Genomic DNA, 24,058 nt, shown 5'->3' with positions numbered 1-24,058 from the left:
AGAACCCTCAGAAGCGTGCCGAGGCTAGGGCACGTGAGCTGGAAGCGGAGCGTAATGATCCTCGCTTTGGTTCGAAAGACGGGACTCGGTCTGACGTTGCTTAGCGTCCTGTTAATGTCGTGCGCGTGACGGAAGCTCTGGCTGTGGACGGCGAAAACCTCAACGACGATCTGCTGGCCGGCCGCGCACAGGCGCTGGCTTTGGTCCGGCAGGGGTTCGCGGCAGTCAGTGCCCGGCCCGAAGTTTTTACCAATTCTTTGTACGAGGACTTCTTCACCTCCAACCCGCGATACCGGAAGTACTTCGCGGCCGGGGACGAGGCCCGGCGTGACGAGCGGACGCTGGAGGCCGCGACGCGAGTCGTGGCCGGCCTCGACCGGCCCGGCACGCTGCTGCCGCTGCTGCGCAGACTCGCTTTGGAGTACCGCAAGTACGGGGTCCGCGAGCCGCACTACCGCGCCTTCGCCGGGTCGGTGATGACCGCTCTGGAGCGCACCATAGGCGAGGCCTGGACCTACGAGGCCGCGGCCGCGTGGGTCGACGAGCTGACCATGGTCGCCTCGGCGATGCTCGGCATCGCCGCCGAGGCCGACGCGCAGGGGCCGGCCTACTGGGAGGCCGAGGTCGTCGCGGTCGACCGGATGGCGGAGGACGTGGTCCGGCTGCGGGTCCGCACCGCGTTCCCGTACCCCTACCAGGCCGGACAGTACGCCGCGATCGAGCTCGGCCGGCTGCCGTGGGTCTGGCGCGACTTCTCCTTCGCCGCCGCGCCGCAGGCGGGCACGGAGACAGAGGACCCGGAGCACTCAGTACTGGAGTTCCACGTCCAGCGCACGGCGGACGGCCGCCTGAGCAACGTCGTGCACGACGAGCTGGAGCTCGGCGACCGCATCCGCATCGCCGCCCCGGCCGGTGACCTGGCCTTCCCGGCCGGCGCCTCGCGGCTGATCGCGGTCGGGCACGGCACCGGGCTGGCGCCCATCGCCGCGCTGCTGGAGGACGCCGCCGCGGCCGGGGACGACCGGCCGGTGCACGTCGTGGTGGGGAACTCGCTGAACGCGGCGAAGCCGGCCAAGAAGGCCGCAGCGGCGAAGAAGGCGGCAAAGACCGCCGGTAAGGCGGCTCCGGCCTCGGCGGCGGCCAAGAAGGCCCAGCAGGCGGCGAAGGCCGCCGCGGCGGCTGAGAGCGCCGAGGCCACCGGTATCGGCGACACTGACCAGGAGCATTACCTCACCGAACACCTGGCCGAGCTGGCCGTCGCGCACGGCAACGCCACCGTGGTCTTCCTCGGCGCCGCCGAGGAATTGCCTCAGCATCTGGACGAGTACGTCAAGCGCCTGGCCGACGGCGGGACACTGTCCGGGTGGGGCGGCGTGGCCGTCGGTTCGACCGGCACGGTGCAGGCCTGCCTCGGCGTCCTGGCCGCCGCCGGGGCCGATCCCGCCGACGTGAGAAGCGATCTTTTCGGATGACATCCTCCCTGTCCGCCGCCGATATCACCGTGCGGCGGGCCCGCACCGACGATGTCGGGGCGATCCGTGAACTCCTGGGCCGTTACAAAGGCATCCTCCTGGACAAGCCGGACGTCACGCTTTTCGAGGACATCCAGGAGTTCTGGGTGGCCGAACACGACGGCGACGGCCGGGTGATCGGATGCGGCGCCCTGCACGTCATCTGGCTGGATCTCGCGGAAGTGCGCACGCTGGCGGTGGACCCGGAATGCCGGGGTATGGGAGTCGGCGCGCGAATCCTTGACAAACTAGTCCGTACCGCCGCGCGCATCGGTGTTCGCCGGCTGTTCTGCCTGACGTTCGAAGTGGACTTCTTCGCCGCGCACGGATTCTCCGAGATCAGCGGCGTCCCGGTCCCGCCGCAGATCGAAGCCGAACTGTCGAAGTCGCCGGACGGCGGGGTCGCGGAGTTCCTCGACTTGGAGCAGGTCAAACCCAACACTCTGGGCAATACGCGCATGCTGCGGATCTTGTAGGACCCGTCCGGCGGCTCCGGCATGGGATTTGATTTCATCACCGGAATGCGCTTTGCTGACTGGAGGTATATCCCAGAACTGGAGAAAGGCGGGCCGCCCGATGGCCAAGCGCACCATTGAGGTGTTCCACGACGACCTCGACGGCTCCGAGGGTGCGAGCACTGTGAAGTTCGGCCTCGACGGGAAGTCCTACGAGATCGACCTGTCCGAGGCGCATGAGAAGGAATTGCGCAAGGCGCTCGAGAAGTACGTCGGTGCCGCGACGCAGGTGGCGGCGTCCTCCGCCTCTGCTTCCGGCCGCCGGAAGTACGGCACGGGCCCCACGCGCCGCGACACGAAGCACATCCGTGAATGGCTGCGGAACGTCGAGGGCGTGGAAATCAGCGACCGCGGTCGCATTCCCACCGACCTGATGAATCGCTACAACGCCGCTCACTAATAACGCCACGGCGCGGTCGGGCTCCCGTCCCCGGCCGACGTCGCGGCGGGTGTGCGCCGCTCAGCGCGCGGCGGCCACCGCCAGCCGGTGGCAGGCCGCGGCGAGGGTGGCCAGCAGGGCGATCAGCTCCGGGGCTTCGGGCAACCCCGGGGTCGGGTAGGAGGGGCGGCGTGCCGCGCCGTCCGCCCGGGCAGAGCCCTCGGAACCCTCAACGTCTTCAGCTTTCCCGGCCCGGAGCGCCGCGCTGTCGCGGTTCTGGACGGCGCCGGTGTCATTGGCCGCGTTGGCAGCTGCAGCAGCGGTGACGGCGGCAGCAGGGCCGCCCGGACGCTGCATCGGGACCGTGGCCGGGTGCAGCCAGCGGACCGGGGGATCGGTCAGCTCCTCGGCGGGTACCGCGGTCAGGTCCAGTCGGACGCCGCCCCAGTCCAGCCATTCCAGCAGCTCGGGCAGGTCCTGGGCACCGCCGGCCGCGACGTAGAACAGCACCCGGCCGCCGGCGGACAGCGCGACCGGTCCCGGCGCCACCGCGGGCTGGCCGTATCCCAGCAGTCTGGACAGCGCTTCGCGCCCCGCGGCTTCCGGTACGGAGACCACGTCCGGCATGTGGATCGACCTCCCCGTTCGCTCTTGGCGTACACCCTATTCGGGTCTGGGGCCCCGGTACCGGGAACACCACGTCAGAGGCGGCGAGTTGGACTAACGGAAGGCCTTGGGAGGTGTGACCGCCCCGCGGACAACGGGGAAGTCACCCCACCTGCGAGGGAAGGCGGGACTAGCATCGGTTGCGAGCCCGCCTGCCGACCAGGAGGCGAGCTTCTGGTTTGGCACCGCACGGAACTAGCAACACACCAGGGCAAGCGCACGATCTGTACTGGCTAGCCAGTAGTACTTCGATCCATACGTCAGCCCGCGACGCTCCGGGGAGCGATGAGGAATGTTCGAACGGTTCACCGACCGCGCACGGCGCGTCGTCGTCTTGGCCCAAGAAGAGGCCAGGATGCTCAACCACAACTACATCGGGACCGAGCACATCCTCCTCGGCCTCATCCACGAGGGTGAGGGTGTGGCGGCCAAGGCCCTGGAGAGCCTCGGCATCTCGCTGGAAGCCGTCCGCCAGCAGGTGGAGGAGATCATCGGCCAGGGCCAGCAGGCCCCGTCCGGCCACATCCCCTTCACCCCGCGGGCCAAGAAGGTCCTGGAGCTCTCGCTGCGCGAGGCGCTGCAGCTGGGCCACAACTACATCGGCACCGAGCACATCCTGCTCGGCCTGATCCGCGAGGGCGAGGGTGTCGCGGCGCAGGTTCTGGTCAAGCTGGGCGCGGACCTGAACCGGGTGCGCCAGCAGGTGATCCAGCTGCTGTCCGGCTACTCCGGCGGCGGCAAGGAGGCCGCGGCGGCCGGGGGTCCGGCCGAGGGCACTCCTTCGACCTCCCTGGTGCTGGACCAGTTCGGCCGGAACCTGACCCAGGCCGCCCGCGAGGGCAAGCTCGACCCGGTGATCGGGCGCGAGAAGGAGATCGAGCGGGTCATGCAGGTGCTGTCCCGCCGCACCAAGAACAACCCGGTGCTGATCGGCGAGCCCGGCGTCGGCAAGACCGCCGTCGTGGAGGGCCTGGCCCAGGCGATCGTCAAGGGCGAGGTGCCCGAGACGCTCAAGGACAAGCACCTGTACACCCTGGACCTCGGCGCCCTGGTGGCCGGCTCCCGCTACCGCGGTGACTTCGAGGAGCGCCTGAAGAAGGTGCTCAAGGAGATCCGCACCCGCGGCGACATCGTCCTGTTCATCGACGAGCTGCACACCCTGGTCGGCGCGGGCGCGGCGGAGGGTGCCATCGACGCGGCCTCGATCCTGAAGCCCATGCTGGCCCGGGGCGAGCTGCAGACCATCGGCGCCACCACGCTCGACGAGTACCGCAAGTACGTCGAGAAGGACGCCGCCCTGGAGCGCCGCTTCCAGCCGATCCAGGTGGCCGAGCCCTCGGTGGCGCACACCATCGAGATCCTCAAGGGCCTGCGCGACCGCTACGAGGCGCACCACCGGGTGTCCATCACCGACGGCGCGCTGGTGGCCGCGGCCACGCTGGCCGAGCGCTACATCTCCGACCGGTTCCTGCCGGACAAGGCCATCGACCTGATCGACGAGGCCGGCTCCCGGATGCGCATCCGCCGGATGACCGCGCCGCCGGACCTGCGCGAGTTCGACGACAAGATCGCGAACGTGCGCAAGGAGAAGGAGTCCGCGATCGACGCGCAGGACTTCGAGAAGGCCGCGGCGCTGCGCGACCAGGAGAAGCAGCTCCAGACCGCCAAGGCGCGGCGGGAGAAGGAGTGGAAGCAGGGCGACCTGGACGTCGTGGCCGAGGTCGACGAGGAGCTGATCGCCGAGGTCCTGGCCACCGCCACGGGCATCCCGGTGTTCAAGCTCACCGAGGAGGAGACCTCCCGCCTGCTGCGCATGGAGGACGAGCTGCACAAGCGCGTCATCGGCCAGAACCAGGCGATCAAGGGGCTGTCCCAGGCGATCCGGCGCACCCGCGCCGGGCTGAAGGACCCCAAGCGCCCCGGCGGCTCGTTCATCTTCGCCGGTCCCTCCGGCGTCGGTAAGACCGAGCTGGCCAAGGCGCTGGCGGAGTTCCTGTTCGGCGACGAGGACGCGCTGATCCAGCTGGACATGTCCGAGTTCTCCGAGAAGCACACCGTCTCGCGGCTGTTCGGCTCCCCGCCCGGATACGTCGGCTACGAGGAGGGCGGCCAGCTCACCGAGAAGGTGCGCCGCAAGCCGTTCTCGGTGGTGCTGTTCGACGAGGTCGAGAAGGCGCACCCGGACATCTTCAACTCGCTGCTGCAGATCCTGGAGGACGGCCGCCTGACCGACTCCCAGGGCCGGGTCGTGGACTTCAAGAACACGGTGATCATCATGACCACCAACCTCGGCACCCGGGACATCTCCAAGGGCTTCGGGCTCGGCTTCGCCGCCTCCGGCGACACCAAGGCGCCGTACGAGCGGATGAAGGCCAAGGTCAACGACGAGCTCAAGCAGCACTTCCGGCCGGAGTTCCTGAACCGCGTCGACGACACGGTGGTGTTCCCGCAGCTGAGCCAGGACGACATCGTCGCGATCGTGGACCTGATGATGAGCAAGGTCGACGGCCGTCTGAAGGACAAGGACATGGGCATCGTCCTGACCCGCAAGGCCAAGGAGCTCATCGCCTCCCTGGGCTACGACCCGGTCCTGGGCGCCCGGCCGCTGCGCCGCGCGATCCAGCGGCACATCGAGGACCCGCTGTCGGAGAAGATCCTGTTCGGCGAGGTCCGGCCCGGCCAGCTGATCACGGTGGACGAGAACACCGAGACCGGCGCGGTCGAGTCCGACCAGCGGTTCACCTTCAAGTCGGGTCCGAAGGAGGACGTGCCGGAGGACGCCTCGGTGCTGGAGTCCGGGACGCTGCCGCCGGCGGCCCCGGAGGCCACGCCGTCGGCCAGCGCCTGATCGGCTGACTGTCCGCCTCTGCCGGACAGCACAACGGCCGCTCATCCCGTTCGCGGGGTGGGCGGCCGCTGCCGTGTCCGGCGGCCTTTCGCGTTTGCGGCGGGGCTCGCCGCGCGATTATCGTTCAGCTGAGTTCGTTTCCGAGCGCTGTCGCAGCGCACGACCTGAGGAGGTGAGTCCGATTTCCACTAACGATCGGGTGCTCACCCCTTCGCGCCGGAGCCTTTAAGCGCTTCGCCGCCGTCGGTCCCTGGGCGCCCGTACCTCGGATGCCCTGAAGGGGACCAAAAGACATGTCGCAAAATCTTGAATCGCTTCCGTCGTCCTGCGCGCTGGTCATCGGCGGTGGCGGAGCTGCCGGGAACGCCTGGGCGGTCGGTGTCGTCGCCGGACTCGCTGAAGGCGGCCTCGACCTGACGCAGGCCGCTGATCTGGTGATCGGAACTTCGTCCGGAGCCACCACCGCGGTGCTGGTGCGCAGCGGTATTCCGGCGGCCGAGCTGCTGGCCTCGGTCCTGTCCGAACAGCACGGCCGGCCGGGCGGACCGCGCAGGGATGGCCAGGGCGACGGCGAGGGCCGGGGGAACGCGGAACGGCCGGCATCGTTGCCGATGGCGACGGTGTTCGAGCGGATGCGGACCATCGGCGCCGCCGCCACGTCGGCGATCGAGCTCCACCGGGCCATGGGGGCGTTCGGATTGGAGAGTGATGCCGTCATCGGCTGGAGCGCGGGGCAGCGGCGCGAGATCGTCGCCGCCAGGCTGCCCCGGGCCGAGTGGCCGGAGCGGCCGATGATCGTGACGGCGATGGACGCGCGGACCGGTGAGCCGGCCGCGTTCGACCGCGACTCCGGCGTGGAGTTGGTGGACGCGGTCACGGCGAGCACCGCGATGCCCGGCATGGCTCCGACGGTGAGCATCAAGGGGAATCGCTATATCTCCGGCGGTGTGCGCTCGGCCGACAACGCCGACCTCGCTGCCGGGTATGCGAACGTCGTGGTGCTCTCGCCGCTGGCGCCGTTCCGGGGCGAGGTGCGTCCGGCCGGGAGCGCGGAGCCGTCGGGGCAGTTCGAGGGGCTGCGCAGAATGCCCGGCGCGGATCTGGAAGGCCAGGTCAAGGCCCTGCGCGCGCGGGGCAGCCGGGTCGAGGTGATCACTCCGGACGCCGACTCGCAGGCCGCGATGGGCACGAACCAGATGGATCCGACGACTCGCGTCCCCTCGGCCCGCGCGGGCTACGCGCAGGGCAAGCAGGCGGCGGCGCGGATCCTGCCGCTGTAGACGGAAAGGCCGACGGCCGCCCACCCCGTACGTGGGTCGGCGGCCGTCGGCGTGTCCAGTGTCCTGACCACGGGCCCGTTCCGGAGTGACGTCGGCTCCGGCTGGGGGCGTCCCCGTGGTTGCGCTGCTGGACTACTGCGGGTGGAACCGGCGGCCGACGCTCACGGCCGCCGTGGGGTCACGCGGGTCAGGCCACCGGCGGGGCCGGCATCGGCGGCGCGGGGGTCTCCGCCGGGGGCGCGGGGATTCCCGTCGAGGCGGGCGTGCTGTCCTCGTCCGAGGACGGCGCCATGGTGTCGCCGTCCGCCGGCGGGGCCCAGCTGTCGGCCGGCGGGCACGGGGCCGGGGTCGGCGGCGGGCAGGGGTTCACCGGCGGGGGGCACGGGACCGGCGGCGGCTGCGGGCACGGCGCGCCGGGCGGGCACTCGACCGGCGGCGGGGCCATCACCGGCGGGGCCGTCTCGGGGGCGCCGTTCACGCAGTGGTTGTCCTTGGCGCCGGTGGCGAAGGCCAGCAGCCCGACCGAGTCGCCGCAGGCCTGCACCGGGACGTCCGCGGACAGCTGCAGGACGTTGCCGGAGACCAGGCCGGGGGAGTCCGCCGCCGCGCCCTTGGCCAGGGCGTGCGTGTCCTCGTCCACGCAGTCGTTGTCGTGCGCGGTGACGTCGGCGGACAGCGCGCCGCCGGCCAGCCCGCAGGCCTGGACCGGGACGTTCGCCGCGACCGAGCCGACGTTGCCGGAGATCGCGCCGGGGCTGTCGGCGGCGAAGCCGTCGGCCTTGGCCGTGGCGTCCTCGGTCCAGCAGTCGTTGTCGCGGGCTCCGACCAGGGCGCCGCCGGCCGCGCCGGCGTCGCCGCAGACCTGGATCGGGACGTCGGCGGGGACCTGCGCGACGTTGCCGGAGACCGCGCCGGGGCTGTCGCTCGCGGCACCGTGCGTCGTGGCGGAGTCCCCCTGCGCCGCCGCGGTGCTCGCGTAGCCCATGACCAGTGCGCCGGTGGTGGCCGACAGCAGCAGGCCCTTCCTTACAAAGGCGTGCATGGATGTACCTCAGATGTCGTCGAATTCGAGGAGCCGAAGGTCGGCTCTCGGGCCTCAACGACACCTTCGGAGCTCCGGTAACGGACATCCGGCCGATGAACGGTCGAATGTCCACCATCCGGCAGATACTCGAGGTTTTTGTTACAGGATCAGGGGATCAGTGCTTTGCGATTACTGTGCGATCAATGCTGTGCGATCAATGCTGCGCGTCCACGGTCATCTGTGTGTCCGCAGCCATCTGTGCGTCCACGATCATCTGTGCGTAGCCGATGATGTGCTGGCCCAGGACGAACCCCGAGTAGGCGGTGCTGGTCCCGGCGCTCGGCAGGCCGATGCTCGCCGTGTCCAGGGCCAGGACCCGGATCTGGTAGTGGTGCACGGGGTCGCCGACCGGCGGGCAGGGGCCGGCGAAGGAGGCGTCGCCGAGGTCGTTCACGCCGACCACGGTCCCGGCCGGCGGCGTGGCCGTGCCCCCGAAGGTGTGCGCGGCGGCCGGGATGTCCCAGGCGCGCCAGTGCGAGAACCCGCTGCCGGTCGGGGCCTGCGGGTCGAACATCTCCACGGCGAAGCTCTTGGTGCCGGCCGGGGCCCCGGACCAGGTCAGGCGGGGCGCCGTCTTAAACCCGGTGCAGACCTCGGCCGCCGGGAAGGTGCCGTGGTCGGCCAGGTCGGGGGAGCTGACGTGGAAGTGCGCGGCGTCGCGCGGGATGCCGCTGCGCACGGGGCTGTAGCCGAAGCGGTCGTGGACGGCGGCGTAGGCGGTGGCCGCCCCGGCGGCGAACATGGCCGCGGACGCAACCCCGGCAATGGTGATCTTCGTCTTCTTCTGCATGGGTCAAAAGCTTCGGGGCGATGTCGCGGTGCCGGGAGATTCTTCGAATCCTGGTATTCCGCGTACCACCCGCCAGAGCACGCTCGGGGAGTTCCTCACCGCGATGCGCGGCCGGCTCGCGCCGGAGGACGTGGGCCTGCGCAGCGTCGGCCGCCGCCGCACGCCGGGCCTGCGCCGTCAGGAGGTGGCCGAACTCGCCGCGGTGAGCATCGACTGGTACATCCGGCTGGAGCAGGGCCGCGTCGGGGCGCCAGGCTCGGCGGTGCTGGACGCGCTCGCCGAGGCGCTGCGCCTGTCGCCGGTGGAGCGCGAGTACCTGCACCTGACGGCCCGCGGCGAGGCGCCCCCGCGACCGCTGCCCGACCGTCCCGAGGGCGTGAGCACCTCGCTGCGCGCGCTCCTGGACGGGATGCCGACGCTGCCGGCGTACGTCCTGGACCACAGCTTCGACGTGCTGGCGCACAACGCGGCCGCCACGGCCATGTTCGGGGACGGATTCGGGCACGGCACGGGAGCCAACGCCGCGCTGCTGCTGTTCCTGGACGGCGCCACCCGCCGCAGCCAGCTGTCCTGGGAGCAGATCGCCCGCGAGACCGTCGGCGCCCTGCGAGCCAACGCCGCGAAGTACCCCGACGACCCGCGCCTGCACGCGGTGATCGCCCGCCTGCGCGCCGGCAACCGCGACTTCGCCACCTGGTGGGACGACCACACCGTCGGCGAGCGCACCAGCGGCGTGAAGCGCGTGGCGCACCCGGCCGCGGGCGTGCTGACGATGGCGTACGACGTGCTGACCGCCCCCGGCTCCGCGGAGCAGCGATTGGTGGTGCTGACGCCGGTCGGGGCCGAGACGGAGCAGCGGCTGCGGGCGCTGGTCGCGGCGCACTCGCGGCGGGTGGCCGGGGCGGGGGTGGAGGCTGTGCCGGCGGGGTGAGGCGGCGCGTCCGGCGGCCGGGAGGCTGGCAGTGGTCTGCGAGACGCAGACGGAGCCAGCTGGTTCGGCGCGGCAGTTGCCCGCGAACTCGGCAGCGGTGCGGGCTGACGGTGGCTGATGGTGGCCGATGAGGCGGCGGTGGCGCGCTGGGCGGTCGGGGTGTTGGCGGGGTGTTGCCGGGGTGAGGCTATCTGGCGGCTGAGTTCGCGAGATCAGCCGCCGTTGCCGCCGCCTCGATCCTCGCGCGCAGCGCCTCGCGGGCCGCTTCGTTGATCGGCTCCTCGTACCGGGCCGCCACGCAGGTTCGGCTGTCTAGTTGTTCGCGCAGGATGTCGGCGTGGCCGGCGTGCCGGGTCGTGTCGTTGAGCAGGTGGACCAGCACGGTGAACAGGTCGAAAGACCTCGCCGAAGTAGCGGGCCTCCCAGGTCCCCGCGTGCTTGACCAGGCCCAGGAGGTTGGTCGTCGGTCATGGCGCACGAGCCTAATGAGCCAGCGCGAACATTTCCCCGTCCACCTCCGTCACCAGCCCGTCGCTCACCAAGCTCGCCAGCGCCCGCTCCCGCTGCGTCACGTCCCGCGTCCACGCCGCCTCTAGTTCCTCGCGCGGCACCGGTCCGTGCGTGTCCCGCAGCACCGCCAGTAGCCGGCCGCGTGCCTGGCGGTCCGTGCCCTCGTACGTCTGCCCGCGCCGCGGGGGCCCGTCGTATGCGGGCCTGCCGTCCGCGACCCACCGGCAGAGGTCTGCGACCGGGCATGCCTCGCAGCGGGGTGCCCGCGCCGTGCACACCACCGCGCCGAGTTCCATGCTCGCGGCGGCCCACTCCGCGGCGTCGGGGGCGGCGGCCGGGAGTAGGTCGGTGGCGATGCGGCGGTCGGCCGGGGTGGTGGCGGCGGCCGGGAACTCCGTGCCGGTCACCACGCGCGCCAGTACCCGGCGCACGTTCGTGTCCAGCACGATGTGCCGTTTCTTGTACGCGAACGATGCGATCGCCCCCGCCGTGTACTCCCCGACCCCCGGCAGCGCCCACAGGTCCTCGTACGTGTCCGGCACGACGCCGTCGAAGGCCTCTTCGATGGCCGTGGCGGCCGCGTGGAGCCGCTGTGCGCGGCGCGGGTACCCCAGCCGCCCCCAGGCCCGCACCGCCTCGCCCACGGGCTCCGCGGCCAGCGCCGCCGGCGTCGGCCAGCGGGCGAGCCAGGCCTCGTAGACCGGCAGGACGCGGACCACCGGGGTCTGCTGGAGCATGAACTCGCTGACCATCACCGCCCACGCCGAGGCGTCCGGGCGGCGCCAGGGGAGGTCGCGGGCCTCGGCCCGGAACCAGTCGACGACTCGTTCGACCAGTTCAGCTCCTTGTTCGAAGGTTGCGAGGTCGGTGCGGTCGATGCTGCGCGTGGTCGTTCTTTCCGCCATCTGACGATCGTACGGCGAGGCGCGCCGCACACCGCGGCATCGGCCCCGTAGAGTGACCCCTCGTGGGTTCGCTTCGAAATCCCGTTGGATCTCTCGCGCCCGCCGTCTATTGGCGGCGGCGCGTTTTAGTTGTGCTGGCCGTCGTCGCGGTGTTGGCGCTGGTCCTCTACGCGTGCTCGGGGTCGGGCTCCAAGAAGAAGCAGTCCGCCGGGGACGGCAAGAGCAGCCCGACCGCGTCGCAGTCCTCGGTCCCGACCGCGGGCGGCTCGCAGAGCGCGGCCAGCGGCGGGGCGTCCGGCGGCCCGTCCTCGGCCAACGGGAGCGCGCCCTCCGGCAGCGCCGGCGGGACCAGCGGCTCGGCTTCGGCCTCGGGCGGTACCAACGGCGGCACGAACGGGGCCTCCGGCGGCCTCAACGGCGGCGCGAACACCACCGGCGGCACCGGCCCGGCCGGCGGCTCCACCAGCGCCCCCGGCTGCCAGCTCAGCCTGAGCCTGACCTCGCAGTCCCCGGCCTACGCCAACGGCGTGGACCCGCAGTTCACGGTCGCCGTGGTCAACAAGGGCACCGCCGACTGCGACGTCGACGTCAGCCCGAAGTCGCTGGTCCTGAACGTCTACTCCGGCCCGGACCACGTCTGGTCCTCGGCGGACTGCGCCACCGGCGGCAAGGACCTGCGCGGCATCGCCCCCGGCGGGGTCCAGACGATCACCTTCACCTGGAACCGCACCCGCTCCTCCCAGGGCTGCACGGCCGGCAGTTCCTCGGCCAAGCTGGGCATGTACTTCGGCGTGGTGAGCCTGGGACCCGGCAGTGGCTCGAACGCCCCGGCCGCGCAGAGCCAGCCGAAGAGCTTCGAGCTGAAGACCGGCAGCTGACCGGCCCGAACAGGCCTCAAGCAAAGCGAGTCCACGGTTCGCCGAGAAGTTTTCGGCGAACCGTGTAGACAATGCGGAGTCGGCTCCGACTACCGGGTGAAGCAACCAAGAGCTCACTCCCCAGGAGATGCCATGACCGAGCACATCACCTCCCGCGACGGCAGCACGCTGGCCGTGGACCGCGTCGGCGCGGGCCCCGCCGTGATCCTCGTCGGCGGCGCCTTCAACGACCGCAGCACGGTCGCCGGCCTGGCCGCCGAGCTGGCGTCGCGCTACACCGTCGTCACCTACGACCGCCGCGGCCGCGCGGAGAGCACCGACAAGGCGCGCGAGACCGGCGGGGGCTTCGACCCCGCCAACGAGATCGACGACCTGGCGGCCGTCATCGAGCACGTCGGCGGCCACGCGCACCTGTTCGGCCACTCCTCCGGCGCGATCCTGGTCCTGGAAGGCGCGATGCGCGGCCTGCCGGCGGACTCCGTCGCCATCTACGAGTCGCCCTTCCGCGCCGACCCGGACCTGCCGCACCCGCCGGCCGACCTGCTGGACCGGCTTACCGCGCTGGCCGAGAAGGGCGACCGGGACGGCGCCGCGAGCCTGTTCCTCGGCGAGGCCATCGGCCTGCCGCCGGAGATCGTGTCGGGCATGAAGCACGGACCGGTGTGGGCCTTCTTCCTCGGCAACGCCCTGACGCTGCCCTACGACGTGGGCTTCTCCCGGCCCTCGGAGCTCGTCGACCGGGACCGGCTGGGCACGCTGACGATGCCGGTGCTGGCCGTCTACGGCGACCGGACGTCGCCGAACCTGGCGGCCGGTGCGAAGGTGGTGGCCGAGTCGGTGCCCGGCGCGCGACTGGTCGTGCTGCCCGGCGAGGACCACGGCGTGCTTCAGCACCCGGAGGCGCTGGCGCCGACGCTGATCGAGTTCTTCGGCTGAGGCGGTGACAACGGCGCTGTCGGAGACGCCGGCGCCGAGAAAGTCATGCGGCTGGGCGGAAGGTGCCCAGGGAGTCCCTACACGTACCGCTCAAGGATCGACGACTCCGCCAGCCGCGACAGCCCCTCGCGCACCGACCGGGCCCGGGTCTCCCCGACGCCCTCGACCCGCTGCAGGTCGTCGATCGACGCCGCGAGCAGCTTCTGCAGGCCGCCGAAGTGCTCCACCAGCCGGTCGATGACCGTGCCGGGCAGCCGCGGCACCTTGGCCAGCAGCCGGTAGCCGCGCGGCGACACCGCCGACTCCAGCACCTCGACGCCGCCGCTGAAGCCCATCGCCTTGGCCGTCTGCAGCAGATCCAGCAGCGCCGTGCGGTCCAGGGCGCCCAATTCCTCCGAGACGTCGGCCACGCTGCGCGCCTTCTTGCCGGTGCGCTCGGGCAGGTAGTCGCGGGCGATCAGGTCACGGTCCGGGTCGACGCCGGCCATCAGCTCGTCGAGCTGGAGCGACAGCAGCCGGCCGTCCACACCCAGCTGCACCACGTAGCCGGCCACCTCGTCGGCGATGCGGGTCACCATCTCCAGCCGCTGCGCGACCGCCGCCACGTCGCGGACCGTCACCAGGTCCTCGATCTCCAGCGCCGACAGCGTGCCGGTGACCTCGTCCAGCCGCAGCTTGTAGCGCTCCAATGTGGCCAGCGCTTGGTTCGCCTTGGACAGGATCGCGCCGGAGTCCTCCAGCACCACGCGCTGGCTGCCCAGGTAGAGCGCGATGATGCGCATCGACTGCGACACCGACAGCACCGGGAAGCCGGTCTGCTTGGCGACGCGGTCGGCGGTGCGGTGCCGGGTTCCGGTCTCCGCGGTAGGGATCGCCGGGTCCGGGACCAGCTGCACCCCGGCCCGCACGATGCGGCTGCCGTCGGTGGAGACCACCACGGCGCCGTCCATCTTGCACAGCTCGCGCAGCCGCTGCGGGGAGAACTCGACGTCGAGCACGAAGCCGCCGGTGGCCATCTCGTCGACCAGCTTGTCGAAGCCGAAGACCACCAGGCCGCCGGTGTTGCCGCGCAGGATGCGCTCCAGACCGTCGCGCAGGACCGTGCCCGGCGCGACGCTCATTAGGATCGCCGACAGGGCGGCGCGTTCGGTGGCCTCACCTGTCACTGTGCGATTCCCATCCTGCTCTCGTGCTCCTCATTCGCGATGCCCAGCCCCCACGCGCCGCGCGATTCTGATCCTGATCTCCCCTGAGGGCGGGAATCAAACGGTCGTAGTGACTCAACCTTACCGGCGCGCGCCCGTCGCCACGGCGTGAAGCGCTGCCCGGACGTCGCCCACTTCGACGATCGACAGCCCCGCAAGGTTCCCGCCGTAGTCCTTGCCGTCCGGATCCGGCGGGACCAGCGCGGTCTTGAAGCCCAGCCGTGCGGCCTCGGTGAGCCGCCGCCGCACCCCGGTCACCGGCCGCACCTCGCCGGCCAGGCCCACCTCGCCGATCGCCACCACGCCCTCGCCGACCGGCTCGTTCACCGTCGCCGAGGCCAGTGCCAGCAGCAGCGCCAGGTCCGCGGCGGGCTCGGTGAGCCGCACGCCGCCGACGGTCGCGCTGTAGATCTCCGAGCTCGCCAGCCCGGCGATGCCGCCGCGCTGCTGGAGCACGGCCAGGATCATCGCCACCCGGTTGGTGTCCAGGCCCGAGGAGGCCCGGCGCGGGGTCGGGGCGCTGGTCTTGGTGACCAGCGCCTGCACCTCGGCGACCAGCGGCCGGCGGCCTTCCAGGGTGACGGTCACGCAGGTGCCCGGGACCGGGACCGGCCGCCGGGACAGGAACAGGCCGGAGGGGTCGGACAGGCCCCGGATGCCGGTGTCGTGCATCTCGAAGCAGCCGATCTCGTCGCTGGCGCCGTAGCGGTTCTTCACGGCGCGGATCAGGCGCAGCGAGGAGGCGCGGTCGCCCTCGAACTGCAGGACCACGTCGACCAGGTGCTCCAGGATGCGCGGGCCGGCGATGCTGCCGTCCTTGGTGACGTGCCCGACCAGCACGCACGCCATGTTGCGCTCCTTGGCGTCCCGGATGAGCGAGGCGGCCACCTCGCGGACCTGCGTCACGCCGCCGGGGGTGCCGTCCACCGCGGCCGAGGCGATGGTCTGCACCGAGTCCACGATCACCAGCCGCGGCTGCACCGCCTCGATCTGCCCGAGCACCGAGCCCAGGTCGGTCTCGGCGGCCAGGAACAGGTTCGGGTGCAGGGCCTTGATGCGGTCGGCGCGCAGCCGGACCTGGGCCGCCGACTCCTCGCCGGTGACCACCAGGGTGCGGGCCCCGGAGGAGGCGTAGGCGGCCGCGGCCGCCAGCAGCAGCGTCGACTTGCCGATGCCGGGCTCGCCGGCCAGCAGCACGACCGCGCCGGGCACGATGCCGCCGCCCAGGACCCGGTCGAGCTCGCCGACGCCGGTCGGGACCGCGGCGGCGTCGGCCACGTCCACGTCGCCGATCGGCCGGGCCTTCTGGGTCGGCATGGTGGCCACGGTCTTCGGCGCGGACTTGGCGGCGCCCCGTTCCTCAACGCTGCCCCAGGTTTGGCACTCGCCGCAGCGGCCGACCCATTTCGCGTACTGTGTGCCGCACTCGGTGCACTGGTACGTGGCCGCCGGATCGGCCTTCCGGGCGCGGGAGTTGGCGGTCGGCATGAGGCCACGGTAGCGGTCGGCACGGACAGCGGGGCGCCGGCCATCGCCGACGTGTATCGGTATAAACAGGGTGATTCCAGGATGGTTTCGGCGGCAACCTCTAGTCGAATGCCCTGATCCACTGGCTAGTTGTCGCTCGAATGGCTTAACGTCTGAGGCCGTGACAGACCGGGAAATGGTGACGGCGCTGCGCGCGGGGGATCAGCTCGCCATCGGGCAGATCTACGACACATACGGCGCGCGCTTGTATGCATATTGTTACGACCTGCTCGCCGATCATGAGCTGGCCGCTGACGCGCTGCGTGACGCGTTCATCGTCGCCAACAACCGGATCCGCGAGCTGGCCAACCCCGACGAGCTCGGCGCCTGGCTCTACGCGCTGAGCCGGGCCGAGGCGCTGCGCCTGGGGGTCTCCGACGACATCCCCGCCGACGCCGCGCAGGGCACCCGCAACGACCGGTTCGCCCGGGCCGCGCTGGACGTCTACGCGATGCTGCCGCCGGAGACCCGGGAGATCCTCGACCTGGCCTTCCGGCACCGCATGGTGGACGGCGACCTGGCGCTGGTCATGGACATGTCCGAGGAGCAGATCGGGCAGGTGGTCCAGGACGCCCAGGACGACCTGGAGAACGGCCTGACCGCGGTGCTGGCCAACCGGGTCGGCGACCCGCGCTGCGCGGAGATCGCCGAGCTCGGCAAGCGCTTCGACCGGCTGGACGGCAAGGGCGTCGAGCCGTGGCTGGACGCGGTCTCCCGGCACGTGAAGACCGACCAGGCCTGCGCCGACCACATCGAGAACCGCCGGCCGCTGCGGCTGTTCGAGGAGCTGCCGCACGCCTTCGTGCCGCCGGGCGTGCGCGCCCGCGTGCTGGACACCCTGCGCGACCCGGCCGGCGCGGCGTTCTGCCAGCGCATCGCGGCCCGGGCCGGCGCCTTCGACGAGTCCGGGTTCCCGGCGGCCGGCGGCAAGTCCGGCGTCGGCGGCGCGCGCAAGCTGCTGCCCGTCGCCGGCATCGTGCTGGTGGTGCTGGCGGTCGGCGGCGTGGCGGTGGCGATGGTCGGCGGCGGGAGCGGCAAGTCCGGCTCGGCCGGGACCGGGACCACGACCTCGACGACCTCCTCGGCGTCCTCCGCGGACAGCAGTGCGTCGGGATCGGGCTCCACTTCGGCGCCGACGCAGCAGTCCACGGACTCGGCGACGGGCTCGACCGACACCGGCGGCGCGCCGTCCGGCGGCGGGCAGACGGACACCGGCGGGGCGACGCACCACACCTCGTCCTACCGGCACACCTACACCTCGTCGTCGCACAGCTCCACGCCGAGCAAGAAGCCGAGCACCACCACCGCGCCCACGACGCCGACCTCGACCTCGGAGTCCCTCCCCACCGGTGGCCTGCCGAGCAACACCAATTCGACCCCGAGCGCGACGACCACTAGCAGCTGATCGGCGGCGCTTCCCGCCGATCGGCTGGGGCCCCGCGCCGATCGGCGCACCTTCGGACCGGGCGCGCAAGTCGCCCGGTCGAGTGACACCGAGGTTTGGACACGGCCCGGGTCGCAAAACCCCTCGAAGGTGGCAACCTGGGCCGATTCTCTGATCAGCGCACGGGCACATGTCTAACGTCGGCTGGTGTGAAAGACCACGACTCGAACGCCACGGATCCCCGCGATCCCGCGGACCCGGTGAACCGGGACAGCGTCTCCGACAGCTGGGGGCGCGCGGCGGCCTATGACGCCTACGCGGACGGTCTGCACACCTACGCCCTGGGCGGCCTACGCCACCACGAAGCCGCGTCCTCGGCGGTGTACTGCGCCTTCGTCGCCGCCGACCACCACGTCGCGCACCTCGGGGACGCCGAGATGCTGCGGCCCTGGCTCTATGCGATCACCCGGCACTACTGCCGCGCCGGAAAGCTACCGCGCCTGCGCCTGACGGCGTCCTCGGCGCCGGTCCCGGCCCCCAAGGACGCCGCGATGGCCGAACTGGAGCGCACGCTGCTGTCCGCGGAGCTGGCCTCGCTGGACTGGCCGGACACCGACGGCCTGAGCGCGGCGCACCGCGAAGTCCTGGAGCTCTCGGTCCGTCACGGGATGGAGAGCCGCGCGGTCGGGATGATGCTGGGCAAGCCGGCGGCCGAGTCGTTCGAGGTGCTGTCCGGGGCCTGGCACGAGCTGGAGCGCTCGCTGGCGGCGCTGGCCCTGCTGCGCACCTCGCGCTCGCACTGCCCGGACCTGGCGGCGCTGGCCGAGGGCTGGTCCGGCCGGCTCACGGCCCAGCGCAGGGAGCCGCTGGTCGCGCACGTGGACGCCTGCTCCCGCTGCCAGTACCACCTGCACAAGGTGATCGGGGCACCGCAGGCCCCGTCGATCCTGCCGCACGTCCCGGCGCCGAAGGAGCTGCGCGAGCGGGTCCTCGGCGACCTGCTGGACAGCAGCCCGGAGAAGGCGGCGGAGAAGACCGCGATCGCCACCCGGCTCACCCGCTTCGACCAGTCCGGGTTCCCGGCGATAGCGACGATGCGGTTGCCCGCGTCGCCCCAGCAGCAGTCACAGCCGCACCCGCGCACCGCCACGCCGATGCCGGTGGAGCGCCGTCAGCGCCGCCTCGGCGCGCTGCTGGCCGGACGTGTGTCGTCGGCCGCCGCGGAGGCGGTGGCGGGCGAAGTGGCCTCGGCCCCTGAACGATTACGCACCCCGGTGTCGGCGTCCGTGGACGCGAAGACACCGGCGAACACGATGAACGAGGGAAGCGGTTTCGATGCTTCGGATCTGAGCGCCATGGACGCTGGAAGCGACCGGCGCCGGCGGCTGCGCCGGGCGGCGGAGGCGTCGGCGGAGCCCGATGAGGGGCCGATCGCGCCGCGCCGGGGGTTGGCGGCGTCGACCGAGCCGCAGTGGCGGGGTGGTGCCGCGGACGGCGATCCGCTCGGAGGTCTGGCGGGAGACCTTCCGCGCAACGAGATGGTGCCCGGCACGGGATCGCACGCCGAGGAACCGCTCACCGCGAGCCAGTCGACCGAAGTCCTCGCGGCTCTGCGCTCCGAAGACCGCTCCGAAAACCGCTCTGAAGACAGCTCCGTAGATCGGGGAGCCCTGCGTCCCGAAGACCTCGACGCGTCCTTCGGACCCCGCCGTCCTTCCTCCTGCGAGGACACTCTGATCACGGCCGGCGTCTTCGAGGACATCCGCCCGGCCCGCCCGGTGCCCTCCCGCGGCCCGGCTCCGCGCAACTCTGTGGCCGCCGCGGTCGAGGGCCGGCGGCGGGGCGTGGAGGACGCGCGACGCGGCGCGGCGCCGGTCGGCGACGCTTATGAGGCCGCGGCGAGCGTGGCGGCCGCGATGGCCGCCGGGAACGCCGGTGCGCAGGTGCCGCCGATCGCGCCGGTGGGGGTCATGCCGACCTCTGTCATGCCGCTGGGCGTGATGCCCGGCCGGCGGCTGCCACCGGACAGGGACATGGACCGGGACATGGACCGGGGCGGGGACAGGGACGCTACGCGGGTCTTCGCACGTCCCGTCGGCGCGGGGCCGGAGCAGCGCAGGCGGAAGTCCGGGGTGAAGTCCGCGATCGCCAGCTCCGCCGTGCTCAGCGGCGTCGGTGCGGCCGGGGTGACGGCGTTCGTGCTCTTCGTGCCGTCCTCGCCGAGCGGCAACAAGACGCTGTTCACGCCGCCGGACGCCGGGGGCAGCGCCTCGCAGACGCCGGACTACCCGCGCCCCAGCTCCACCTCGGACGCCGCCGGGCCCGCGCTGCCGGTCGCCGGCGGCGTGCACTCCACCGGGCTCCCCGGCGACACCGTGACCGCGCAGGTGGTCGCCGCGGTGCTGCCGACGACGCCCTCCTCCTCGGCGCCCAGCACGGCCGGCGCGAGCCTGCCGTTCAACGGCCCGGTGAACCCGCTGCCGTCGCAGAGCGGCGACAGCCCGTCGCAGGACCCGAGCCAGGACGGGCAGCTGCACATCAGCGTGACGCAGCGTTCGAACGACCCGAGCGACGTGGTCGTCACCCTCTGGAACTCCGGCACCTCGCCGGTCAGCTGGACCGCGAGCCCCGACCAGCCCTGGCTCAGCCTCAGCGCCACCTCCGGCATGCTCGCCGGCGGCGGCCAGACCTCGATCCACGTCCTGGTGGACGCCTCGGCCGAGCCCAGCGGCGCGTGGACCGCGCACGTGCGCTTCGACCCGAGCGGCCAGATGGTCTCGATCAACGGCGTCGGCGGCTCCGGCGGCGGTCCGAGCAGCACGCCCAGCACGTCCCCCTCCAGCGGCCCCACGACGCCGTCCTCGCCCTCCTCGCCGTCGTCCTCGTCGCCGAGCGGCACACCCTCGGGCACGCCGACCAGCCCGGTCAGCACCCCGAGCACGCCGCACAGCTCGCCGTCGTCGAGCGTGAGCGGTAGCGGGGCGTCGAGCGGCAGCGCGAGCGGGCCGGGCAGCCCGGGCAGCCCGGGCTCGTTGGGCAGCGAGCCGTCGCACGGCCCCAGCTCGCCGAGCACGCCGGGCTCCTCGGGATCCTCGGCATCTTCGAGTTCTTCGGCGCCCTCGACCGCCCCGAGCACCGGACCCACCAAACCCACCAGGCACCGTCACTGACGACGGCCCCCAAGCCGCTCCGGCCCCCGCCGTGCCGGAGCCACGGAAGGCGCTCGACGTGTCCCAGCCCGTCGGGCGCCTTCCGCTGTTCCGCTACCGGTTCAGCGACCGCACCGCGTGCGACGGCAGCACGGCGTGGGTCGTGGCCGTCGCGCCGTTGCTTCCGGCCGCGGAGAACGGCCCGACGAACACTCCGCTGTACACGTCGGTGGCGTGCTGAGGCGCGTTCAGCGAAGCCACGAACACGTTCTGCTCCCCGAGCGGACCGACCGCCGCCATCCCCTCGTAGTCCCCGAGCATGTGCCCGCCGGCGTCCGGCGCGAGCAGCCAGTCGAAGGCCGGGGTCAGCTGCCGCTCGGTGGCCAGCCGCGCGTCGCCGAACGGCAGGACCTTCAGGAACCGCGCGGTCGGCAGCGTCGTGGTGTCGCCGGCCGGCAGGTAGCGCAGGTCGTAGTACGACAGGCTGACCGTCCCCAGCGCGTCCACCGAGACCACCGGGGTGAAGGCCGGCACGCCGGGCCTGCTCACCAGGGTCGGCGCCGACCACGTCCGGCCGTTGTCCCCGGAGGAGACCAGCTCGGCCTGGTCGTACTTGCCGCCGCTGAAGTCCGAGCCCTCATATGTCAGCCAGATCCGGCCGGTCACCGGATTCACCGCGACCGCTTCCAGGCCGCCGCCGGCGCGCAGCCCCTTGGTCGGGTCGTTCGGGTCCACCTCGGCCACCGAGGAGTCGGTGGCCACCGGCGTCGGCGCGGACCACGTGGCGCCCTCGTCGGTGGAGGTGACCATCGAGTACGTCGAGCTGATCGGGGTGTTCGCGGTGGCGTCGGTGTACTTGGTCATGTTGAAGAAGTCGTGGAGTGTGCCGTTCGGCTCCTCGACCACGATGTTGCCGATGGTCTGGGTGAACGGCGCGACCGCCGCGGTGTCGACCAGTGTCGCCGGCTTCGACCACGTCTTGCCGTGGTCGTGGGTCACCGAGATCAGCGCCGGGCCGGTGAAGTTGTTCCCGGAGGTGTCCACCCGGTCCCACACCTGATACGCGACGCCGGGGTGCAGCTGGTCGGCGGTCACGGAGTTCTTGTCGTCGCCCAGGTTCGGGTCGTTGTCGGCGATGATCGGCTGCGCGTACTTCCACGTCGCCCCGCCGTCGAAGGACGTCGCGCCGCCGACGCCGCCGCGGTTCGTGTTCTCGTCGAACTGCAGGGCGCTGCTGTAGGCGACACCGTCCGGACCGAAGCTGACCCACAGGTCCGAGACCCGGTGGTAGTCGTTGGCCCCGGAACACTGCCCGAAGGGCAGCACCCCCTGGGTGTAGTGCTTGCCGTCGGAGGTCCAGGCGTAGGCCCCGGCATGCGAGCCGCCGTCGCTCCAGCGGTCCTGCTGCCAGGTGACGATGGCGCGCCGGGGCTGGCGCGGGTCGACGGCGACGAAGGGCTCGGTGGTGCTGTTCGGATACAGGGTTCCGGAGGCCGCTCCGGCGGTACAGGCTGCCACGGGGTTCGTCGGGGAGACCCGGTGAACCGGGCCGGGGCTGGCGTTCGCGAACGAGGCCGATGTGGCCAGGGCGGTCAGCAGCGCCGTTGCCGCGACCGCCGTTCTGTGGGCTCTGCGCATGGTGGGCAAACTAGGGCAGCCGGTGGGGTATGGCAATGCTTTGATTCGTGGAGAAGTCGTGAGAAAACCACCGGAATCCTCCCCGGGGGGAGGACTGCCGGTGGTTCGGTCGCGCGGGCCGGACCGGGATCGGGTCGGGCCGGATCGGGGTCGGGTCGGGCCGGATCGGGGTCGGGCTTGGGTCCGATCAGGCCGGGTCGGCCGGGTGCGGGGCGACCAGGACCCGGGCGGCGTCCCGGGCCTCGCACATCCCCACCAGCACCTCGTAGGCCTTCTCGCCCATCATCTCGGTCAGTTCCGGGCCGTAGGACACGTACACCGGCTCGCGGCCCACGTGTGCCTCGGTCGCCCCGGTGCACCACCAGTTCAGGTCGTGCCCGCCGCCGCCCCAGCCGCGCCGGTCGTACTCGCCGATCGAGACGACGAGCACCTCGGTGCCGTCGGGCCGCTCGACGCGGTCGTAGGACCGGCGCACCGGCAGTTGCCAGCAGACGTCCGGCTTGGTGGTCAACGGATGCACGTCCTCGCGAAGCGCCAGCGCGTGCAACGCGCAGCCCTCGCCGCCGGCGAAGCCGGGACGGTTCAGGAAGACGCAGGCCCCCTCGACGACCCGCGTCTGCTTGTCGCCGTCCTCATCCTTCTGAGTGATTCCGAGTTCCTGACCGACCGAGCGGAACTGCCAGGTCTCGTCGGTGAGCCGCTCGGCGGCCTGCTCGACGCGCTTTCTGTCGGCTTTGTCCGAGTAGTGCGCACCGAGCGTGCAGCATCCGTCGGAGGCCCGGCCGGGGCGGATACCGCCGCAGCCCGCGCCCCAGATGCAGGTCCAGCGCGAGCACAGCCAGGTCAGGTCGGCCCGGTAGAGCTGGGCGGAGTTGTCGGGGTCGGTGAACTCCACCCATTCGCGGGGGAAGTCGAGCGGTACTTCAGGCACCGGGCAAGCCTATGCGGTCGGCGCGCTTGGCCGTGGGAGGCCGGGTAACGTATCGCGATATGCGCCTTGGAGTGTTGGACGTCGGATCGAACACGGTCCACTTACTGTTGCTGGACGCGCACGCCGGTGCCCACCCGATCCCGGCGTTCTCGCACAAGGTCGAGCTGCACCTCTCCCAGCTCACGGACGAGCAGGGGGCGATCGTTCCGAGCGGCATCGAGCGCCTTTGCTACGTCGTCGCGAACGCGCTGCGCATCGCCGAGGACAAGGGCTCCGAGGAGATGCTCGCCTTCGCGACCTCCGCGGTGCGCGAGGCGGCCAACGGCGACGAGGTGCTGGCCAAGGTGCGCGAGGAGACCGGGGTCGAGCTGGAGGTGCTGCCGGGCCCGGACGAGGCGAAGCTGACCTTCCTGGCCGTGCGCCGCTGGTTCGGCTGGTCCGCCGGCCGGCTGCTGGTGCTGGACATCGGCGGCGGCTCGCTGGAGATCGCGGTCGGCCTGGACGAGCTGCCGGACGTGATGGAGTCCCTGCCGCTGGGCGCCTCGCGCCTGACCCACGACCGCCTCAAGGGCGACCCGCCCGGCCCGGAGCAGATCCGGGAGCTGCGCCGGTACGTGCGGCACGAGATCGCCAAGGGGGTCTCCCGGGTGGCCCGGGCCGGCCGTCCGGACCGCGTGGTGATCACCTCCAAGACCTTCCGGCAGCTGGCCCGGATCGCCGGGGCCGCGCCCTCGGCGCAGGGCCTGTACGCCCCGCGCTCGCTGCGCGCCCGGGACCTGACCGAGTGGGTGCCGCGGCTGTCGCAGATGTCGACGGCCCAGCGCGCCGGGCTCCCCGGGGTCTCCACCGGCCGGGCCGAGCAGCTGCTGGCCGGCGCCGTGGTCGCCGACGCCGCGTTCGACCTGTTCAACGTGGAGGTCGCCGACCTGTGCCCGTGGGCGCTGCGCGAAGGCGTGATCCTTCGGCGGCTGGACACCCTTGTAAGCTGAGC

General features: G+C 72.0%; 19 protein-coding genes and 1 pseudogene. 11 read left to right on the top strand and 9 right to left on the bottom strand.

Annotated features, from left to right (window positions below; genetic code table 11):
• Window positions 1–125 precede the first annotated feature (125 nt).
• The 3 genes from ABH935_RS23145 to ABH935_RS23135 all read left to right on the top strand — a co-directional run bounded on the left by ABH935_RS23145 (window position 126) and on the right by ABH935_RS23135 (window position 2,426).
• Complete coding sequence (locus ABH935_RS23145) at window positions 126–1,472, top strand: globin domain-containing protein (RefSeq protein WP_370380009.1); 1,347 nt, start codon at window positions 126–128, stop codon at window positions 1,470–1,472.
• Window positions 1,469–1,987, top strand: a complete 519-nt coding sequence (locus ABH935_RS23140; protein WP_370349400.1) for an amino-acid N-acetyltransferase — start codon at window positions 1,469–1,471, stop codon at window positions 1,985–1,987. Before ABH935_RS23145 ends, ABH935_RS23140 begins: the two co-directional genes overlap by 4 nt.
• A 100-nt stretch (window positions 1,988–2,087) precedes the next feature.
• Window positions 2,088–2,426: an Lsr2 family protein gene (locus ABH935_RS23135; protein WP_370380008.1), complete on the top strand. Its 339-nt coding sequence runs from the start codon at window positions 2,088–2,090 to the stop codon at window positions 2,424–2,426.
• A gap of 60 nt (window positions 2,427–2,486) precedes the next feature.
• Here the strand turns inward: ABH935_RS23135 and ABH935_RS23130 are convergent, their stop codons facing one another.
• Entirely contained in the window at window positions 2,487–3,032 is a 546-nt protein-coding gene (locus ABH935_RS23130) for a hypothetical protein (RefSeq protein WP_370380007.1), read from the bottom strand.
• A gap of 331 nt (window positions 3,033–3,363) precedes the next feature.
• Between ABH935_RS23130 and ABH935_RS23125 the strand changes: the two genes are divergently transcribed.
• Window positions 3,364–5,919 (top strand): ATP-dependent Clp protease ATP-binding subunit, encoded by a 2,556-nt coding sequence (locus ABH935_RS23125; protein ID WP_370380006.1) that lies wholly within the window; start codon window positions 3,364–3,366, stop codon window positions 5,917–5,919.
• A gap of 293 nt (window positions 5,920–6,212) precedes the next feature.
• Window positions 6,213–7,199 carry a patatin-like phospholipase family protein gene (locus ABH935_RS23120; RefSeq protein ID WP_370380005.1) on the top strand — a complete coding sequence of 329 codons (987 nt, stop codon included), beginning with the start codon at window positions 6,213–6,215 and terminating at the stop codon, window positions 7,197–7,199.
• A 187-nt stretch (window positions 7,200–7,386) separates the two neighbouring features.
• Here ABH935_RS23120 and ABH935_RS23115 read toward each other — a convergent pair whose 3' ends face one another.
• Window positions 7,387–8,241 (bottom strand): chaplin, encoded by an 855-nt coding sequence (locus ABH935_RS23115; RefSeq protein WP_370380004.1) that lies wholly within the window; start codon window positions 8,239–8,241, stop codon window positions 7,387–7,389.
• Window positions 8,242–8,437: 196 nt separating this feature from the next.
• Window positions 8,438–9,073, bottom strand: a complete 636-nt coding sequence (locus ABH935_RS23110) for a YbhB/YbcL family Raf kinase inhibitor-like protein (protein ID WP_370380003.1) — start codon at window positions 9,071–9,073, stop codon at window positions 8,438–8,440.
• On the opposite strand from ABH935_RS23110, the gene ABH935_RS23105 reads away from it, so the two are divergent.
• The gene (locus tag ABH935_RS23105) at window positions 9,072–10,004 is read left to right on the top strand and encodes a helix-turn-helix transcriptional regulator (RefSeq protein WP_370380002.1); all 933 of its coding nucleotides are present in this window, start codon (window positions 9,072–9,074) and stop codon (window positions 10,002–10,004) included. The two genes, ABH935_RS23110 and ABH935_RS23105, sit on opposite strands and share 2 nt — an antisense overlap.
• Window positions 10,005–10,191: 187 nt before the next feature.
• Here the strand turns inward: ABH935_RS23105 and ABH935_RS23100 are convergent.
• Together ABH935_RS23100 and ABH935_RS23095 are read right to left on the bottom strand one after the other, a co-directional pair.
• Window positions 10,192–10,465 (bottom strand): annotated as a pseudogene (locus ABH935_RS23100) (DUF664 domain-containing protein); the annotation flags it as partial.
• 21 nt (window positions 10,466–10,486) lie between these two features.
• Entirely contained in the window at window positions 10,487–11,419 is a 933-nt protein-coding gene (locus ABH935_RS23095; RefSeq protein ID WP_370380001.1) for an A/G-specific adenine glycosylase, read from the bottom strand.
• Window positions 11,420–11,550: 131 nt separating this feature from the next.
• Between ABH935_RS23095 and ABH935_RS23090 the strand changes: the two genes are divergently transcribed.
• Complete coding sequence (locus tag ABH935_RS23090) at window positions 11,551–12,297, top strand: hypothetical protein (protein WP_370380000.1); 747 nt, start codon at window positions 11,551–11,553, stop codon at window positions 12,295–12,297.
• A gap of 132 nt (window positions 12,298–12,429) precedes the next feature.
• Window positions 12,430–13,233, top strand: a complete 804-nt coding sequence (locus ABH935_RS23085) for an alpha/beta fold hydrolase (RefSeq protein WP_370379999.1) — start codon at window positions 12,430–12,432, stop codon at window positions 13,231–13,233.
• Between the two features lie 77 nt (window positions 13,234–13,310).
• Here ABH935_RS23085 and disA read toward each other — a convergent pair whose 3' ends face one another.
• On the bottom strand, window positions 13,311–14,369 hold the full coding sequence (gene disA, locus ABH935_RS23080; protein ID WP_370380129.1) for a DNA integrity scanning diadenylate cyclase DisA: 1,059 nt from the start codon (window positions 14,367–14,369) through the stop codon (window positions 13,311–13,313).
• Between the two features lie 150 nt (window positions 14,370–14,519).
• The gene (gene radA / locus ABH935_RS23075; RefSeq protein ID WP_370379998.1) at window positions 14,520–15,926 is read right to left on the bottom strand and encodes a DNA repair protein RadA; all 1,407 of its coding nucleotides are present in this window, start codon (window positions 15,924–15,926) and stop codon (window positions 14,520–14,522) included.
• Between the two features lie 160 nt (window positions 15,927–16,086).
• On the opposite strand from radA, the gene ABH935_RS23070 reads away from it, so the two are divergent.
• Together ABH935_RS23070 and ABH935_RS23065 are read left to right on the top strand one after the other, a co-directional pair.
• On the top strand, window positions 16,087–17,370 hold the full coding sequence (locus ABH935_RS23070; protein ID WP_370379997.1) for an RNA polymerase sigma factor: 1,284 nt from the start codon (window positions 16,087–16,089) through the stop codon (window positions 17,368–17,370).
• Window positions 17,371–17,558: 188 nt separating this feature from the next.
• A complete protein-coding gene (locus tag ABH935_RS23065; protein ID WP_370379996.1) occupies window positions 17,559–20,519 on the top strand; it encodes a hypothetical protein in 2,961 nt (986 codons plus the stop codon).
• A gap of 93 nt (window positions 20,520–20,612) precedes the next feature.
• Here ABH935_RS23065 and ABH935_RS23060 read toward each other — a convergent pair whose 3' ends face one another.
• The gene (locus ABH935_RS23060) at window positions 20,613–22,136 is read right to left on the bottom strand and encodes a neuraminidase (sialidase) (RefSeq protein WP_370379995.1); all 1,524 of its coding nucleotides are present in this window, start codon (window positions 22,134–22,136) and stop codon (window positions 20,613–20,615) included.
• 187 nt (window positions 22,137–22,323) lie between these two features.
• Window positions 22,324–23,067 carry a hypothetical protein gene (locus ABH935_RS23055; RefSeq protein WP_370379994.1) on the bottom strand — a complete coding sequence of 248 codons (744 nt, stop codon included), beginning with the start codon at window positions 23,065–23,067 and terminating at the stop codon, window positions 22,324–22,326.
• Window positions 23,068–23,126: 59 nt separating this feature from the next.
• Between ABH935_RS23055 and ABH935_RS23050 the strand changes: the two genes are divergently transcribed.
• Window positions 23,127–24,056, top strand: coding sequence for a Ppx/GppA family phosphatase (locus ABH935_RS23050; protein ID WP_370379993.1), 930 nt, complete (start codon window positions 23,127–23,129; stop codon window positions 24,054–24,056).
• Window positions 24,057–24,058 lie beyond the last annotated feature (2 nt).

This window comes from Catenulispora sp. GAS73, assembly GCF_041262085.1.
GTDB lineage: Bacteria > Actinomycetota > Actinomycetes > Streptomycetales > Catenulisporaceae > Catenulispora.
This window is presented reverse-complemented; position numbering and strand designations above follow the sequence as displayed.

Excerpts from the sequence above, each read along its gene's own strand:
- ABH935_RS23140 (WP_370349400.1), top strand. The coding sequence starts at position 1,469 with ATGACATCCTCCCTGTCCGCCGCCGATATCACCGTGCGGCGGGCCCGC.
- ABH935_RS23110 (WP_370380003.1), bottom strand. The coding sequence starts at position 9,073 with ATGCAGAAGAAGACGAAGATCACCATTGCCGGGGTTGCGTCCGCGGCC.
- ABH935_RS23130 (WP_370380007.1), bottom strand. The coding sequence starts at position 3,032 with ATGCCGGACGTGGTCTCCGTACCGGAAGCCGCGGGGCGCGAAGCGCTG.
- ABH935_RS23085 (WP_370379999.1), top strand. The coding sequence starts at position 12,430 with ATGACCGAGCACATCACCTCCCGCGACGGCAGCACGCTGGCCGTGGAC.
- ABH935_RS23050 (WP_370379993.1), top strand. The coding sequence starts at position 23,127 with ATGCGCCTTGGAGTGTTGGACGTCGGATCGAACACGGTCCACTTACTG.
- ABH935_RS23115 (WP_370380004.1), bottom strand. The coding sequence starts at position 8,241 with ATGCACGCCTTTGTAAGGAAGGGCCTGCTGCTGTCGGCCACCACCGGC.
- ABH935_RS23125 (WP_370380006.1), top strand. The coding sequence starts at position 3,364 with ATGTTCGAACGGTTCACCGACCGCGCACGGCGCGTCGTCGTCTTGGCC.
- radA (WP_370379998.1), bottom strand. The coding sequence starts at position 15,926 with ATGCCGACCGCCAACTCCCGCGCCCGGAAGGCCGATCCGGCGGCCACG.
- ABH935_RS23060 (WP_370379995.1), bottom strand. The coding sequence starts at position 22,136 with ATGCGCAGAGCCCACAGAACGGCGGTCGCGGCAACGGCGCTGCTGACC.
- ABH935_RS23135 (WP_370380008.1), top strand. The coding sequence starts at position 2,088 with ATGGCCAAGCGCACCATTGAGGTGTTCCACGACGACCTCGACGGCTCC.
- ABH935_RS23120 (WP_370380005.1), top strand. The coding sequence starts at position 6,213 with ATGTCGCAAAATCTTGAATCGCTTCCGTCGTCCTGCGCGCTGGTCATC.
- ABH935_RS23095 (WP_370380001.1), bottom strand. The coding sequence starts at position 11,419 with ATGGCGGAAAGAACGACCACGCGCAGCATCGACCGCACCGACCTCGCA.
- ABH935_RS23105 (WP_370380002.1), top strand. The coding sequence starts at position 9,072 with ATGGGTCAAAAGCTTCGGGGCGATGTCGCGGTGCCGGGAGATTCTTCG.